Below are 15,576 nucleotides of genomic sequence, written 5' to 3'. Positions count from 1 at the left end.
GCGCGCAATATCTCAGGAGGCCGCACGGAGAATGAAGCCGGCACCGCGGACATTCTGGATCATCGGAGTCTCGTCCGGCCCGTCCACCTTGTGGCGCAGGCGGCCCATATGCACATCGACCAGGTTTGTCGCCGGGACGAACTTGTAGTTCCAGACTTCTTCAAGCAGCATGGCGCGCGTCAGCAACTGGTCGCTGCGTCGCATCATGTATTCGAGCAGGCGAAATTCGCGCGGCAACAGATCGATCACCCGATCGCCGCGCCTGGCACTGCGCTCGATCAGGTCGAGTTCGAGCTGCCCCACCCGCAGCAATGTCTCGCGCGATTCCACCGGCCGGCGCAGCAGCGCCTCTATCCGCGCGATCAGTTCCACGACGGCAAAGGGCTTAGTGAGATAATCATCGCCGCCCATGCGCAGGCCCCGCACACGGTCGTCCACCGCGCCGAGTGCACTTAGCACCAGCACCGGCGTGCGAACCTGCTCTTTCCGCAAGGTCTCGATCACGCTGAGCCCATCCATTCCCGGCAACAAGCGGTCGACAATCATGGCGTCAGGCCGCAGATTGCGAGCCTTGTCGAGGCCTTCTCGACCATTGGCCGACCATTCGACCTCGAACCCGCGTTCAGCGAGTTCGGCCGTAATCTCCTCGGCGGTCTCGCCGTCATCCTCGATCAAGAGCACCTTTGTCATCAATCCGTTCTCGACAACACCCTGCCGGAGGCCGGCCCGCGCCGCTGGCAGCGTGCGTCCGCCCTCCGCTCAACCAACATAGGCTCGGCGGCGGAACCACGCCATTAAATTGCATTTTAGAGAGGGGTTTTGCTGCCGATCCGGGCGGACCGCGGAGAGAGATCAGGAAACGGCCTGGGTCCTGAGGGTCACACGGCTGCCGTCGGCCAAGTCGACCGACGGATTGAGGATCACCTTGTCGCCCGCTTTAACACCGCTGTTGATCTCCACTTGCTGACCGAGGTCACGCACGACGTTGACCTTGTGCAGATGCGCCACCCCGTTCTCGACCACGGCGACCTGCAGGCCGCCTTGATTGAAGATGATTGCATCCGCAGACACTTTGAAGCTCGGCGTCTTGCGCGGGATGCGCAGTTCGATCGTGCAGTAGGTGCCGGGCGTGAGCGCGCCGTCCGGATTCGGGATATCGACCTCGGTCAACAGCGTTCGCGAACCCGGCTGCAGCGCATCGGCGATCCGCGTCACCGTGCCGGGGAAGGTGCGGTCGGGCAGTTCCGGAACGTGCACGATGGCATCGATCCCCGCACGTACTCCGAACGCCGCATCCTGTGGAACAAACACCTGGGTGCGGATGACATTGCTCTGCATGATCGTGAACATGAACGTGCCGCTGGTCGCATCCGCCTGCACCAGGCTGCCGACGTCGATATTGCGCTGGGTGATCACGCCGTCGAAGGGTGCAACGACGTGCTGGTAGATCTTCTGCTGATGCAACACCTGCACCTGCGCTTCCTCGGCGACCACATTGGCCTGCGCGACCGAGACCGCGGCCTCTTGCGCCTTCAGCGTCTGGGAGTCGATCGTTCCCTGCTGCGCGGTAAGCCAGCCCTTCTCCACCAGCGGCTTGTCGCGGTCCCACGTCACCTTGGCCAGTTCCCTGTTGGCCTGCGCCTGCTGCAGCGCAGACCTGAGCTGCCCGAGCGTCGCCTCAGCCTGTGCGATCTGATGGTCGAGTTCCGGCGCAACGATCTCCGCCAGCAATTGCCCTTCCTTGACATGGTCACCGATATCAACCTCGCGCTTGGCGATATAGCCGCTGGCGCGCGCGAAGATGTTGGCGGAGGCAAAAGCCGAGGTGGTTGCAGGCAGGTTCACGACGTCGATCCCATCGCTAGGCTCGACGGTCGCCACACGAACGTCCGGGACGAGATCGTGGCGCTGTTCGGCCGTGGCCATGGTCTGGCGATATTGGGCGTAGTGATTCCATCCCCCGAACGCCAGTGCGGTCCCTCCGATCAGCCCCAGGGCCACGCCCACAGTCCGGCCAATCCACCGTCTCGAACGGCCATGCCGCACCGGCGCCGGATCGCTTTTGCGATCCCCGGGCGTCGGCTCGATTTTCAAAGGCCGATTGAAATTCATTCCAGCACCTCGTCGAATACCCCGTGATGTTTTTCGCCGTCATTGCCCTTGCGCAGCACGGCAAACAGATAGGGCACCACCAGCAACGTCGTCGGCGTCGCAAACAGCAAGCCGCCGATCACCGCGCGCGCAAGCGCGGCATTCTGCTCTTCGCCGGCCGCCCCGATCGCCATCGGGATCATGCCTACGATCATTGCGGCCGCGGTCATCAGCACCGGTCGGATCCTGGTATGCCCGGCCTCGATCGCAGCCTCGAAGGCAGTCTTGCCGGCAAGCTGCTGCTCGCGGGCAAAAGTCACCAGCAGGATCGAGTTGGCCGATGCCACACCCACCGCCATGATCGCTCCCATCAGCGACGGCACGTTCAGGGTCGTGCCGGTCACGAACAGCATGGTCAGGATGCCACAGAGCGTCGCGGGCAGGGCCAGGATAACGACGAAGGGGTCGCCGAAGTTCTGATAGTTCACCACCATCAGCATGTAGACAAACACGGCGGCAAACAGCAGGCCGATGCCGAGATTGACGAACGAGCTGTTCATGCTGTCGATCTGGCCGATCACCTGGATCGAATTGCCTGGCTTCAGCTGCTTCTGCAGATCCCCGACAATATGGCTGATCTGGCTCGCGACGCTGCCGAGATCACGGCCTTGCGTGCTGGCATAGGTCTCGTAGACCGGCTGAATATTGGCCTGGTTGGCATTGGTCGGAACGCTGCCGCGCCTGAACGTGGCGACGTTGCTGAGCAGGCCAGGCACGGGTGTATCGGTCAGCGACGCCAGCGTCGTGGAAACCGGCGTGTTGCCGATATCGCTGACGGACGAAATCCTGCTCTCGGGCGTCTGCACCGCGAAGTAGTATGGAATGCCGGATTTGGGATCGGTCCAGAAATTCGGCTGCACCTGCTCGGACGAGCTCAGGCTGACATTGAGATTGGTGGCGATCGTGTTGGCGTTCAGGCCGAGCTGGGCCGCGCGGGTGCGATCGATGTCGGCATAGAACGCTGGCGCGTTGACTTCCTGCTGCAGATGCGCATCCACCACGCCAGGGATATCGGCGATGCGCTGCCGCAGTTCCTGTGCGACCCGCAGATTATTGTCCTTGTCGTAGCCGACCGTACGGACATCGATCTGCGCCGGCAGTCCGAAATTGAGGATCTGCGTCACGATATCCGCCGCCTGGAAGTAGAACGTGTCCTCCGGGAAAGCCTTGGGCAGCTCCTCGCGCAGCTTGCGCACATAGTTCGCCGTCGGCGCGTGGCCTTCCTTGAGCGCCACAAGGATCACGCCGTCATTGACGCCGATGGTCGAGCCGTCGCTGAAGGCGAGGTTATACGGCCGTGCCGGCAGCCCGATATTGTCGACGATCAATGCGCGCTGATCGGCCGGGATGATTTCGCGGATCTTGTTCTCGACCTGCTGAAAGACGCGCTCCGTCGCCTCGATCCTGGTCCCGGCCGGCGCGCGGACGTGAAGCTGAATCTGTCCGCCATCAATCGCCGGGAAGAAGTCTCGGCCGACCATCGGAAACATCACGCCGCCCAGCAGCAGCACGAATCCCATGCCGATGGGAATGATAAAGCGGTGGTTCAAGAGTTCGGTGAGCCAACGCGAATAGGCATGGCGTATGGTCTCAAAACCGCGCTCGAACGCCGCATGGAAGCGCGCGAACAAGCCGGTCGCCGCCGCTCCTGGTGCGCCGTGATGTTCGCCCTTGAGCAGAAGTCCGATCACGATCGGCGTCAGGGTTCGAGACAGACCGTAGGAAGCCAGCATCGCGAACACGACGGCGAGCCCGAGCGGCGTGAACAGGTACTTTGCCGGCCCATCCAGGAACACCACGGAGGTGAAGACGCAGCTGATCGCAAGCGTCGAGACCAGGGTCGGGACGGCAATGCCGGCGGCGCCGTGCAGCGTCGCCTGTGGCAGCGGCATCCCCTCCTCGGTCAGCAGCCGATGGGTGTTCTCGATCGTGACCGTCGAGTCGTCGACGAGAATGCCGACCGCGAGCGCCAGACCGCCGAGCGTCATCGTGTTCAAGGTTTCGCCGAGGAAATAAAGCACGATCAGCGAAGTCAGGATCGAAAGCGGGATCGAGATCATGACCACCACGGTCGAGCGCCATGATCCCAGGAACAGCAGGATCATCAGCGCGGTCAGCGCCGCCGCAATCGCGCCCTCGCGCAGCACGCCCGTGACCGACTCCTTGACGAACACCGACTGATCGAACAGTTCCTTGATCTGCATGCCCGGAGGCGCCGCGGCCCGCGCCGTCTGCAACGCCTGGTGCACAGCATTGACAACCGAGAGCGTGGAGGCATTGCCGTTCTTGATGATGCTGAGCAGCACCGAGCGCCGGCCGTTCTGCCGCACGACGTTCTGCTGCACCAGCCAGCCGTCATGCACCTGTCCGACATCCTTGACGAACACAGTCGCGCCGTTCACCACCTTGATCGGAATATTGTTGAGGTCGTCGATGCTCGGCGGCGTTGCATTGGTGCGGATGGCATATTGCGTCTTGCCGAACTTCGCCGTGCCTGCCGGCAATGTCAGGTTCTGGGTGTTGACCGCGTTCACCACGTCGAGCGGCGTCAATCCCTTGGCGAGCAGCTTTTCCGGATCGATATCGACCATGATCTGGCGGTACTTGCCGCCGGCCGGCGTCGGCAGCGTGATGCCGGGGATCGGCGCCAGTTGCTGGCGGATGCGATAGATGCCGTAGTCGTAGAGCTGCTGCTCACTGAGCGTGTCGGAGCTCAGGCTGATCTGCAGCACTGGAACGCTCGAGGCGTTGAACTGCACCACCACCGGCGGCTGGATCCCCGGCGGCATCAGCGCGCGGATCGAGTTGGTGGCGGAGACGATCTGGGCGATGGCGAGATCGAGATTGACGTCGGGTTGGAAGTAGATCTTCTGCACCGACAACCCCGCCATGGTCTGGGCTTCGATGTTCCTGATGCCGTTGACGTTGGAGCTGATCGAATACTGGCTGTAGGTGGTGACGCGCTGCTCCATCTCGGGCGTGCTCAGCCCGGTGTAGCTCCAGATCACCGTCACCACGGGGATGTTGATTTCCGGAAAGATGTCCGTCGGCATCTTGTAGCTGGCGACGGCACCCAGAAACAGGATCAGCGCAGCGACCACATAGAACGTATGTGGAAACCGCAGAGCGAAGCGAACGATACCCATAATCGGTCCTTAACCGCGCGCCGCTCTGCCGGTCCTCACACAAGCAAGCGGCGCGCCTATTTCAAATGCACCTGCACGACGTGACCGGGCTTGTCCGGAACGCCCTCTGTGATTACCAGATAACGTCGTTGAATTTTGTCTTCGCCATGCCTCGTGCGCCGGCGAGGCTCGAGAGCCGACATCCTCATTTGTTTCGTCCCCTACTGCATATGCATCGTGTGGCTAGACATCGCGTCCAGTGATTGCATGGCAGGTATGGTGTCCGGCTGCAGCGCAGGTGCAGTGCCCGGCTGTGTCGGCGCGGCAACCGACGGCGGCAACTCCTCGCCAACCGCGAGCCGCATCGCCGCAATCTCCTGCTGCTGGGTCACGACAATCTCCTGCGCGAGACGGCGAAGCTGCTCGTTATGGCCGTAGCGAAGGACAGCCTTCGCCATGTCGATCGCGCCTTGATGGTGCGGAACCATCATCGCGACGAAATCACGGTCGACATCGCCGGTCGGCTTGATCGTCATGTCCGCCATCATCTTGTTCATGGCGGCATCATTTTCTGAAAGGAAGGGCTGCTCGCCGGCATAGTCGGGGCGATCAGCCACATATTGAACCGGCATGGCCCCGCGAACGTGATACGCCCTGGTGGGATTCTGGGCCAACACGAACGACGTCGCCGCCACGGTGGCCGTCGTCGCGAGTGAGATCACGCGTTTGCGAACGAAAGAACGTGACAGCACGATCATACATGCCTCCAAGCGAAACCTGCCGCTACGTGGAGCGACCCACGATCCGACCTCTTCCATTTCCGAATACCTCTAGTGGGTAGTCCGCCCGAACAAGCCCAAAGACGCCGCGTCGCCGACGCCATTCAAGTGGCGGTCGAACATCCCATTCTCAACTAAAAAACGATTTAGGGTTTCGACGGCGCCGATTGGATGTCGGATCGCATCAACAAGCTGCTACGATCAGCCAACATTCGGTGATGGCGCGGATCGCAGCACTCAATATCCGGTGAGTTGGCGAGGACTTTTCTCCTCACGCGATGAAGCCGCGTCGAAAATCGCGCGAGCCAAATCTTAATCAGCTATGCGCAGAAGGCCGATCTGTTCATTCAATTGTGATTGCGGACGCTCGCGCACTTGTGATGACGAGCACACCTGTCTTCCTATGCGCCAGAACAGGCTAGCCGGACGATCGCACATCGCAGTGCTTGTTGTTTCAGGATATGCGCGGCAACAGATTCGTTGCGCTGATTTCGACGACGTCAGAGAAACGATGATGCCAGAGCCGGGCTCTCGGCAAGCGCATGCGCGGTATACTCCAGCGCGCTCCTGACCTGCGGCCGATTGACGGGACCGCCGAGGCATATCCTGACCGCCTCGGGCGGCGATCCGTTGACGACGAATGCATCGCTTGCGACGACACCGATGCCGGTCGATCGCATATGCTCGACGAATGCTGAGCGCGTCCATGGCGCGGGCAGTGGGACCCAGATGTTGAAGCTGAGCAGATCCCCGCGATAAGAACCTTTCGGCAATATCTCCGCTGCCAGCCTCTGCCGCGCCGACGTCTCCGTGCGGATGAACCGCAGGATCGTGTCGGCGGTGCCGTCCTCGATCCAGCGCGTCACCAGCGACACTGTGAGCGGCGAAGCCATGACGGTTGCGGCACGAAGGGCCGAGGCGAACGGCCAGGCCGAACGCGTATCGGGGACCACGACATAGGCAGCGCGCAATCCGGCACCGATGCATTTCGCAAGGCCCGCAACGTGCCAGGTGAGATCGGGCGCGATCGCGGCAAACGGCGCGTGGCCGTGACCGTGTTCGGGGATGAAGCCGTAGGCGTCATCCTCGATAATCGGCAACTTGTGGCGTCGCGCGATCGCAACGATCTCGCGTCGTCGAGGGTCGGGAATCGTCAGCGTAGTCGGATTCTGTAGGGTCGGATTGAGATAGATCGCCTTCGGCTTCAGCTTCTTGCATGCGTCGGTCAAGGCCTGCGGTTCGACGCCGTCATCGTCCATCGGCAAGCCGACCAGCGTGATGCCGAGTTGCGCGGCGATAGCGCGTATGCCCGGATAGGTGATGGCCTCGCACAGCACGATCTCGCCGGGCTTTGCGAGGATCGAGAGAATGCCAAGCAGCGCCGGATGCGCGCCAGGCGACACGAAGATACGGCTCTGCGCCGGCACCAGCGCGCGCCGGCCGAGCCAACTCGACGCCGCATCCTTGTCGGCCTGGGTGCCGCCGAATCCCTGGTAGCGCAAAAGCGAGACGACATCGCGCATGACGTAGTCCGCCGCCGCCTGCATCCGCGCGATCAAGTCGGGATCATCAGGCTCGGGCGGCAGATTCATCGAGAGGTCGACCGGCCGCGGCGGAAAGGCCTGCACTGAGCGTCGCGGGCGCGGCTTGTCGCGGACGAAAGTTCCCTGCCCGACCTTCGATTCGATCAGCCCGCGCTTCTGCGCCTCGACATAACCGCGCGCTACCGTCGTGAAGTCGATGTCGAGCCGCTTGGCCAATTTGCGCTGCGGCGGCAATCGGTCGCCGATGACAAGCTTTCCGGCGGCGATATCATCGGCGATGGCGTCGGCAATCGCGAGATAGCGCGGCTTGTCACTGTTGGAGAGGTCGGGTCGCCAGTCGGTCATTTGCGAGATCTAGCCAGATGAGCTCAAAATTGACCGTATGTTGTTGCATACTTTTTCGCAATTGGGTTCGTAGTACTGTCATTATTCCTGCGGGACTCGACGAGGGCGCCTGCATAGCAATCGAGCGCGTTGCACATCGCTGCTAGGCAGCTTTTTCTAACGGCAAAGAAGCAATCCCTACAGTCCCGTCAGATATCCAGTCAACATTGACTGGATATCTGACTGCATATTGACTGCGTTGATGATTAATCGAGCAAACAGGCGTTTGGCACATTGATTGCAAATCCTGAAATCGATCCGGGAGGCCGGACGAGAGCAGGAGGTGCGCAATGCCCGCAGTAACGATGCCCGCTCGCCAGAAAGGCGATTTTCTTGTCGATTATGAGGAGAAGGTTTTCGAGGACGTCAAAGCCAAGCCCGGCGAGAAGGCGCTGGTGACGTTCCACACTGTCGCGTTCGAAGGCTCGATCGGTCTCGTCAACATCCTTCAGGCGCTTCGGCTGAAGCGAAAGGGTTTTGACACCTCGATCCTGCTTTATGGCCCGGGCGTCACGCTCGGCGTGCAGCGCGGTTTTCCGAAGATCGGCGACGAAGCGTTTCCGGGCGCCCAGAACTTCAACAACCAGCTCGCAAAATTCATGGACGAAGGCGGCAACGTCTACGCCTGCCGCTTCGCCTTGCAGGCGCTGTACGGCCATGGCGAGCCGTCGCTGATCCCGGGCATCCGGCCGATCAATCCGCTCGACGTGCTGGATCTGATCCTGATCCACCGCAACGACAACGCCTTCATGCTCCACACCTGGACGCTCTGACGCGGGGCGAGCGGACGAGGGAGGAGACCGTGACAGCGAAGCGCATCGTCAAGGCTGCAGCGATCCAGATCGCGCCCGATCTGGAGACGCCGAGTGGAACCGTCGATCGGATCCTGGCAGCCGTTGCAGAAGCGGCCGGCAAGGGCGTCCAGTTCGCCGTGTTCCCGGAGACGCTGGTTCCCTGGTATCCGTATTTTTCCTTCGTCCGCCCGCCGGTCCTGAGCGGCGCCGAGCATATCCAACTCTACGACCACGCCGTCCTGGTGCCGGGCCCAGTGACCGACGCCGTCGCCCAAGCGGCCAAGCGCCATGCCATGGTGATCGTGCTCGGCGTCAACGAGCGCGATCACGGCTCGCTCTATAATGCGCAGCTCGTATTCGATGCCACCGGCGCGATCGTGCTGAAGCGCCGCAAGATCACACCCACCTTCCACGAACGCATGATCTGGGGCCAGGGCGATGGCGCCGGACTGAAGGTGGCCGATACGGCCGTCGGCCGCGTCGGCGCGCTCGCCTGCTGGGAGCACTACAATCCCCTCGCCCGCTACGCGCTGATGGCGCAGCACGAGGAAATTCACGCGGCGCAATTTCCGGGATCGCTGGTCGGACAGATCTTCGCCGACCAGATCGAGGTGACGATCCGCCACCATGCACTCGAAAGCGCTTGCTTCGTCGTCAACGCCACCGGCTGGCTCTCCGAGGAGCAGATCGCGAAGATCTCGCCGGACGAAGGCCTGCGCAAGGGCCTGCGCGGCGGCTGCATGACCGCGATCGTCTCGCCGGAAGGCAATCACCTCGTCCCGCCGCTCACCAGCGGCGAGGGAATTCTGATCGCCGATCTCGACATGGCTCTGATCACCAAGCGCAAGCGGATGATGGACTCGGTCGGCCATTATGCCCGCCCGGAGCTTTTGTCGCTCGTGCTCAACGACCAGCCGGCGCGTCCGATGCACGGCCTTCACCCCAATCGCCTCATGCCCAATCCGGGAGACGTATCCGATGACACAGCAGATGCCGCACGAGCGACTCAAGGCGATGCCGACCGAGCAGTTGATCAACGAGTTGCAGTCCTTCGGAGTACGCCTCGCTGATCCCAGGAACGGCGGCATCAGCCGCCGCGGTGGCGCCGGCCCCTCGGACCACACGCCATTCACCATCGATGGTTCCACAGTGATGGTGCCGGTCCATAATGCACCGGCGTTCGAGAGCCCATACCTCGTCGAGCGGCCCGACGCCGCGGGCCGCAGCCGCATCTCGCGCGACGGCATCGTTCTGGCTGACGTCTCGTTCCCGCTGCGGCCGAAATTCTACGAGCTCTCTACCGCCGACGGCATTCCCTATTCCAAGATCGCGACGCTGCATGGGCGTGACGTGCTCGCAACCACGGTGCTGCAGACATGCATCCGCTACCAGAGCCGCACCAAGACCTGCCAGTTCTGCGCGATCGGCCAGTCGCTCGCGGCCGGACGCACGGTCGAGCGCAAGACGCCGGCGCAGCTTGCCGAAGTCGCCAAGGCCGCGGTCGAACTCGACGGCGTGCGTCACATGGTGATGACCACGGGCACGCCGCGCACCTCCGATCGCGGCGCTGCGATCCTTGCCGAGAGCGCCGCGGCCGTCAAAGCCGCCGTCGACCTGCCGATCCAGGCGCAATGCGAGCCGCCGGATGATTTCGCCTGGTTCGGCCGCATGAAGGATGCCGGCGTCGACGCGCTCGGGATGCATCTGGAAGTCATCGGCGCCGATGTGCGGCAACGGATCATGCCGGGCAAGGCGCAGGTTTCCATCGACGACTATTTCGAAGCCTTCGCGGCGGCGGTGCCGGTGTTCGGCCGCGGTCAGGTCTCGACCTATATCCTCGCCGGCCTCGGCGACGAACCTGCCGAGATTCTTGCGACCTCCCGGCGCCTGATCGACATCGGCGTCTATCCCTTCGTCGTTCCGTTTGTACCGATTGCCGGCACGCCGCTGGAAAGTCATCCGACACCACCTCCTTCGTTCATGCACGACATCCTGCGCCCGCTTGCGGACATGCTGCGGGCCGGGGACTTGCGCGCTTCCGACATCAAGGCGGGCTGCGGCAAATGCGGCGCCTGCTCGGCGCTGTCGACCTATGAGCGGAGGGCCATCGCATGATCTTCGAATCGTTCAAGCCGTTCATTGCGCCGGAATTCCAAGTGAAGTTCGCGACCGAATCTTGGGAGAAGGCTGCGGCCGCTGCGCTCCGCCGTAAGGTGTTTTGCGAGGAGCAGCACGTCTTCGCTGACGACGATCGCGATGCGATCGACGACTTTGCCATTCCGCTCGTGGCGGTGTCGCTGCTCGGCGTCGTCGAGGACGACGTTGTCGGCACTGTGCGCATTCACCGCGATGACCATGAGGCGGATGTCTGGTGGGGATCGCGGCTGGCGGTTGCGAGGAACTACCGCCGGCTGAGCGCGGTCGGCGCCGGCCTGATCCGGCTCGCGGTGTCGTCCGCGCACGCGCGCGGCTGCCGGCGTTTCCTGGCCAATGTCCAGAGCCAGAATGCGCTGCTGTTCCAGCACATGCACTGGCGCTCGCTCGGCGAGTTCGAGTTGCACGGCCGCCCGCATCACCGCATGGAGGCCGACCTCGATCACTATCCGCCATTCCGCACTCCTGAGACCGGCTTCCTCTCCCTGGCGAAACTGGCGGCCTGATCATGCTCTCCGGTGCCGCCATCGATGCTCTTGCGGAACGGCTGCGGCAGAGCCGCGGCATCGCCGCCAAGGCCGACATCGCCGCGGTGGCCACCGCGCTCGAGCTGTCGGGCGATCAGGCGATCCCCGTGGGCGACGACTGCGCGGCAATTCCGGATGGTGACGGCCACCTCCTGTTTGCTATCGAAGGCTTCATGAACGAATTCGTCGCCGCCGATCCCTGGTTCGCCGGCTGGTGCGGCGCGATGGTGAACATCTCCGATGTCGCGGCGATGGGCGGCCGGCCCACCGCGATCGTCAATGCGATCTGGTCCGATGGCCCGGATAACGCATCGCCGATCCTCGCCGGCCTGAAGGCGGCGGCGAAGGCGTTCGGGGTCCCCATCATCGGCGGCCACACCAATATTCGCAGCAGCCAGAGCCAATTCGCGGTCGCGATCCTCGGCCGTGCCAAGCGGCTGCTGACCAGCTTCGATGCGAAGCCAGGCGACAAGCTCGTTGCCGCGATCGATCTTCGCGGCCGCTACCGCGAGCCGTTCGCGAACTGGGAAGCGGCAACCGATGCGCCGCCGGAACGGCTGCGCGGCGACATCGAGATCCTGCCGTCGGTTGCCGAGTCCGGGCTCGCGTGCGCCGCCAAGGACATCAGCCAGGGCGGCATCGTCGGCACCGCCGCGATGCTCGCCGAGTGCTCGCAGGTGGCGCTCGCCATCGATCTCGACGCGATCCCGATTCCGGACGGCGTTCTGCTGGAACGCTGGCTGCAGACCTTTCCGAGCTTCGGCTATCTCTTGTCGATCAAGCCGGAACATCTCGACGAAACGCTCGCGCGCTTTCGCCAGCGCGGCATCGCCGCCGCGTCCGTTGGCGACGTGATGGCCGGAACCACGGTCGATATTCGCGCCGGCTCCGACCGCGCGACGGTGTGGGATTTCGCGCAGCAGTCGTTGATCGGCTGCGGCCCCGCCAAGCGTCCGATCCAGCGGAGCGTCGCATGAGCGCTTCGTCCGCGCGGCTTCGCATCGCGATCCTGACCCACTCGACCAACCCGCGTGGCGGCGTGGTGCACGCGCTCGAGCTCGCGGACGCCTTGACGAGGCTCGGCCATGCCGCCATCGTGCATGCGCCCGATCGCACCGGCAAGAGCTTCTTCCGTTCCAGTCTCGCGCCGACCATATCAGTGCCGGCGTCGGCGGTGTCTGATGACGTCACGTCGATGGTGGAAACGCGCATCGCGGATTATGTGCGGCATTTCGAGAATCCCGCGCATCGGCAATTCGATGTCTACCATGCCCAGGACGGCATCTCCGGCAATGCGCTGGCGACGCTGAAGCAACGCCGGCTGATCCAGGGTTACGTCCGCACCGTGCACCACGTCGACGATTTCAGCGATGCGCGGCTGCGCCAGCTCGACCAGCGCTCGATCGTTCTCGCCGATCACCTCTTTGTCGTCAGCCGGATGTGGCAGGAGCGACTGAGGATCGAATTGGCCTGCACCTCTACGCTGGTCGGCAACGGCGTCGATACCAATCGCTATTCGCCTGTCGCCAATGCCCGCGACCACGCACTCCGCGCCCGTCTCGGGCTTCGCGAGGGACCAGTGCTGCTGGCGATTGGCGGCATCGAGCAACGCAAGAACACCCATGCCATCCTTGATGCCTTCAGCCAAGTGCATGCCATCCACCGCTCCGCCCAGCTCGTGATCGCCGGCGGCGCGTCGCTGCTCGATCATGGCGCCTACCAGCGGCAGTTCCGGCTGCGGCTGCAGGATGCGGGGCTGCCCGCAGGTGCGGTGATCGAGACCGGGCCGCTTGCCGATACTGAGATGCCATCGCTCTATCGGCTTTCGGACGCCCTGGTCTTCCCGTCGCTGCGCGAGGGCTTTGGCCTCGTCGTACTCGAAGCGATGGCGAGCGGCGTCCCCGTGATCGTCTCGCATATCCCGCCCTTCACCGAATATCTCGGCGCGGACGACGTTGCCTGGTGCGATCCGCATCAGGCGGGCTCGATTGCGAATGCCATGATCAGCGCGCTGTCCGAACCGCTTCGCTCCCGCCTCGCCGCGAACGGACGTAACGTCGCCGAACGTCACGATTGGAGCCGCACCGCTGAGGCGCACCTTCCAGCCTATCGCCGCATGAGCGAGGTGCATTATGCCTGAAATGCGTTTCCATGTGCGCTGGCCGGATGAAAGCATCGAGGTCTGCTATTCGCCTTCGCTGGTGATCAAGGACCATCTCGCCGTCGGCGCGACCTACTCGCTCGCCGATTTCCGGGAGCGCAGCCGCATCGCGCTGACGATCGCAGCAGAGCGCGTCCGCGAGAAATACGGCTTCTTCTGCACGCGCGCGCTCGGTCAACTCGCCCGGATCGAGGAAACGGCCGGCCGATTCGAGGCCATGCCAGAGGCCTCCGTCACCATCGTTTCGTTCGAAGAATAACAGGAGTTCATGATGTCTGATCTCGACTCTCACTACCCGGTCGTCGTGATCGGCGGCGGACAGGCTGGCCTTGCGATGAGCGCGCAGCTCAGCCGGCACGATATCGACCATGTGGTGCTGGAGAAGAACAGCATCGCCCATTCCTGGAAAACGCAGCGCTGGGACACGTTCTGCCTGGTGACGCCGAACTGGCAATGCCAGCTCCCCGGCTTCCCCTATGCCGGCGACGATCCGCACGGCTTCATGCTGCGCGATGAGATCGTCCGCTATATCGAAGACTACGCGAAGCACATCAAAGCTCCGGTCCGCGAAGGCGTCGCGGTCGTCAGGCTACGCCAGGTAAGCGGAAGATTCCTGCTCGAGACGACCGCGGGCGAGATCATGGCCGATAGCGTCGTGCTCGCGGTCAGCGGGTATCACATCCCCAAGCTTCCCGAATTCTCGGAGCGGCTGGACCCGGCCATCACGCAGATCCATTCGTCCGCCTATCGCAATCCGGACCAGTTGCCGCCGGGCGAGATCTTCGTGGTCGGCAGCGGCCAGTCCGGCTGCCAGATCGCCGAGGACCTGCATCTGGCCGGCCGCAAGGTTCATCTCGCGGTCGGCAGCGCGCCGCGCTGTCCCCGCTTCTACCGCGGCCGCGACGCCGTCGACTGGCTCGATGATCTCGGCCAATACGATCTGCCGGTGGATCAGCATCCGCTGCGTGAAAAGGTTCGCAGGAATGCCAACCACTATCTCACCGGCCGCGATGGCGGCCGCGACATCGATCTGCGCAAGTTTGCGCTCGAAGGCATGAAGCTCTACGGGCGCCTGAAGGACGCGCGCGGCACCACGTTGCGGCTCAGCGACGATCTAAAGACCAACCTCGACAATGCCGATCGAGTCTACAACGGCATCTGCAGCCTGATCGACGACCACATTGCGAGAGGCGGGATCGATGCGCCGCTGACGCCGCACTATGCGCCGGTGTGGTCGCCCGCCGAGACCCCGACGGAGCTCGACCTTGCGGCAGCCGGCATCACCAGCATCATCTGGACCACCGGCTTTCGTTCGGATTGGTCGTGGGTGGATTTGCCAATGTTCGACGGCGCAGGTTATCCCACGCACAAGCGCGGCGTCACCTCGGTCGATGGTGCCTATGTGATCGGATTGCCCTGGCTTTACACCTGGGGTTCGGGCCGGTTCGTCGGCATCGGACGCGACACGGAGTTCGTGGCGGATCATATCGTGGGCCGGCGGAGCGCGGTACAGGAGAATGCAACTCGCGCAGATGGGCGCGTGCTCGCGCTCGATACGGCGGGTTAAGCTCTGTCGTTGGTATTGCTTTGGCGCTTCTCGCACCGGCGTCGTCCCCGCGAAGGCGGGGGACCCATAACCACAGGGCGATGTGACCTGCTCCGCTGTGACCGCCTGCCCGCGCCATAACATCTCCCTGTGGTTATGGGTCCCGGGTCAAGCCCGGGACGACGTGGGGAGAGATCACGATTCAAATGTCAAACAGCGAGGGGATGTAAGTTCGCGTTCTCGCGGCGCGTTGCGTCCGAGCTTTTCGTCTCGTTTCACCCTCCTCGATAGCAGAGGGTGCAGGGAAAGCCGGGTGCCGGTTGCACCCATGGGCCCCGTGCAACAAAAAGCACGGGGGTAGGACCACAGGTTCAACCGAAGCATTCCGGCTTTCCCTGCGCGATGGTTTAC

General features: G+C 63.2%; 13 protein-coding genes. 8 read left to right on the top strand and 5 right to left on the bottom strand.

Features of this window, described 5'->3' with window-relative positions:
- Positions 1 to 12: 12 nt before the first annotated feature.
- The 5 genes from AC5ZG1_RS08075 to AC5ZG1_RS08055 form a co-directional block, all read right to left on the bottom strand.
- A complete protein-coding gene (locus AC5ZG1_RS08075; protein WP_028164860.1) occupies positions 13 to 690 on the bottom strand; it encodes a response regulator transcription factor in 678 nt (225 codons plus the stop codon).
- Between the two features lie 162 nt (positions 691 to 852).
- Positions 853 to 2,094 carry an efflux RND transporter periplasmic adaptor subunit gene (locus tag AC5ZG1_RS08070; RefSeq protein WP_496132523.1) on the bottom strand — a complete coding sequence of 414 codons (1,242 nt, stop codon included), beginning with the start codon at positions 2,092 to 2,094 and terminating at the stop codon, positions 853 to 855.
- 14 nt (positions 2,095 to 2,108) lie between these two features.
- Positions 2,109 to 5,297, bottom strand: a complete 3,189-nt coding sequence (locus AC5ZG1_RS08065; protein WP_496132522.1) for an efflux RND transporter permease subunit — start codon at positions 5,295 to 5,297, stop codon at positions 2,109 to 2,111.
- Positions 5,298 to 5,497: 200 nt separating this feature from the next.
- Complete coding sequence (locus AC5ZG1_RS08060) at positions 5,498 to 5,908, bottom strand: DUF305 domain-containing protein (RefSeq protein ID WP_496132689.1); 411 nt, start codon at positions 5,906 to 5,908, stop codon at positions 5,498 to 5,500.
- A 647-nt stretch (positions 5,909 to 6,555) separates the two neighbouring features.
- A complete protein-coding gene (locus tag AC5ZG1_RS08055) occupies positions 6,556 to 7,944 on the bottom strand; it encodes an aminotransferase-like domain-containing protein (RefSeq protein ID WP_130223701.1) in 1,389 nt (462 codons plus the stop codon).
- Between the two features lie 329 nt (positions 7,945 to 8,273).
- On the opposite strand from AC5ZG1_RS08055, the gene AC5ZG1_RS08050 reads away from it, so the two are divergent.
- The 8 genes from AC5ZG1_RS08050 to AC5ZG1_RS08015 are packed head-to-tail and all read left to right on the top strand — an operon-like array spanning position 8,274 to position 15,186.
- Positions 8,274 to 8,756 carry an MSMEG_0572/Sll0783 family nitrogen starvation response protein gene (locus AC5ZG1_RS08050; protein ID WP_130582573.1) on the top strand — a complete coding sequence of 161 codons (483 nt, stop codon included), beginning with the start codon at positions 8,274 to 8,276 and terminating at the stop codon, positions 8,754 to 8,756.
- Between the two features lie 29 nt (positions 8,757 to 8,785).
- Positions 8,786 to 9,847, top strand: coding sequence for a Nit6803 family nitrilase (locus AC5ZG1_RS08045; RefSeq protein WP_496132521.1), 1,062 nt, complete (start codon positions 8,786 to 8,788; stop codon positions 9,845 to 9,847).
- Complete coding sequence (locus AC5ZG1_RS08040) at positions 9,756 to 10,892, top strand: MSMEG_0568 family radical SAM protein (RefSeq protein ID WP_245287340.1); 1,137 nt, start codon at positions 9,756 to 9,758, stop codon at positions 10,890 to 10,892. Before AC5ZG1_RS08045 ends, AC5ZG1_RS08040 begins: the two co-directional genes overlap by 92 nt.
- Positions 10,889 to 11,437, top strand: coding sequence for an MSMEG_0567/Sll0786 family nitrogen starvation N-acetyltransferase (locus tag AC5ZG1_RS08035; protein ID WP_496132520.1), 549 nt, complete (start codon positions 10,889 to 10,891; stop codon positions 11,435 to 11,437). Before AC5ZG1_RS08040 ends, AC5ZG1_RS08035 begins: the two co-directional genes overlap by 4 nt.
- 2 nt (positions 11,438 to 11,439) lie before the next feature.
- The gene (locus AC5ZG1_RS08030; RefSeq protein WP_496132519.1) at positions 11,440 to 12,435 is read left to right on the top strand and encodes a sll0787 family AIR synthase-like protein; all 996 of its coding nucleotides are present in this window, start codon (positions 11,440 to 11,442) and stop codon (positions 12,433 to 12,435) included.
- On the top strand, positions 12,432 to 13,598 hold the full coding sequence (locus AC5ZG1_RS08025; protein ID WP_496132518.1) for an MSMEG_0565 family glycosyltransferase: 1,167 nt from the start codon (positions 12,432 to 12,434) through the stop codon (positions 13,596 to 13,598). The genes AC5ZG1_RS08030 and AC5ZG1_RS08025 overlap by 4 nt, the downstream gene beginning before the upstream one ends.
- Positions 13,591 to 13,878: an MSMEG_0570 family nitrogen starvation response protein gene (locus AC5ZG1_RS08020; protein ID WP_130223711.1), complete on the top strand. Its 288-nt coding sequence runs from the start codon at positions 13,591 to 13,593 to the stop codon at positions 13,876 to 13,878. Before AC5ZG1_RS08025 ends, AC5ZG1_RS08020 begins: the two co-directional genes overlap by 8 nt.
- A 12-nt stretch (positions 13,879 to 13,890) precedes the next feature.
- Entirely contained in the window at positions 13,891 to 15,186 is a 1,296-nt protein-coding gene (locus tag AC5ZG1_RS08015; protein WP_496132517.1) for an MSMEG_0569 family flavin-dependent oxidoreductase, read from the top strand.
- The last annotated feature ends 390 nt before the right edge of the window (positions 15,187 to 15,576 follow it).

Source organism: Bradyrhizobium sp. Leo78 (genome assembly GCF_059512425.1).
The sequence above is the reverse complement of the archived record's forward strand: the minus strand, read 5'-3'. Positions and strand labels throughout refer to the sequence as shown.

Excerpts from the sequence above, each read along its gene's own strand:
- AC5ZG1_RS08075 (WP_028164860.1), bottom strand. The coding sequence starts at position 690 with ATGACAAAGGTGCTCTTGATCGAGGATGACGGCGAGACCGCCGAGGAG.
- AC5ZG1_RS08065 (WP_496132522.1), bottom strand. The coding sequence starts at position 5,297 with ATGGGTATCGTTCGCTTCGCTCTGCGGTTTCCACATACGTTCTATGTG.
- AC5ZG1_RS08060 (WP_496132689.1), bottom strand. The coding sequence starts at position 5,908 with ATGCCGGTTCAATATGTGGCTGATCGCCCCGACTATGCCGGCGAGCAG.
- AC5ZG1_RS08055 (WP_130223701.1), bottom strand. The coding sequence starts at position 7,944 with ATGACCGACTGGCGACCCGACCTCTCCAACAGTGACAAGCCGCGCTAT.
- AC5ZG1_RS08050 (WP_130582573.1), top strand. The coding sequence starts at position 8,274 with ATGCCCGCAGTAACGATGCCCGCTCGCCAGAAAGGCGATTTTCTTGTC.
- AC5ZG1_RS08040 (WP_245287340.1), top strand. The coding sequence starts at position 9,756 with ATGACACAGCAGATGCCGCACGAGCGACTCAAGGCGATGCCGACCGAG.
- AC5ZG1_RS08035 (WP_496132520.1), top strand. The coding sequence starts at position 10,889 with ATGATCTTCGAATCGTTCAAGCCGTTCATTGCGCCGGAATTCCAAGTG.
- AC5ZG1_RS08030 (WP_496132519.1), top strand. The coding sequence starts at position 11,440 with ATGCTCTCCGGTGCCGCCATCGATGCTCTTGCGGAACGGCTGCGGCAG.
- AC5ZG1_RS08025 (WP_496132518.1), top strand. The coding sequence starts at position 12,432 with ATGAGCGCTTCGTCCGCGCGGCTTCGCATCGCGATCCTGACCCACTCG.
- AC5ZG1_RS08020 (WP_130223711.1), top strand. The coding sequence starts at position 13,591 with ATGCCTGAAATGCGTTTCCATGTGCGCTGGCCGGATGAAAGCATCGAG.
- AC5ZG1_RS08015 (WP_496132517.1), top strand. The coding sequence starts at position 13,891 with ATGTCTGATCTCGACTCTCACTACCCGGTCGTCGTGATCGGCGGCGGA.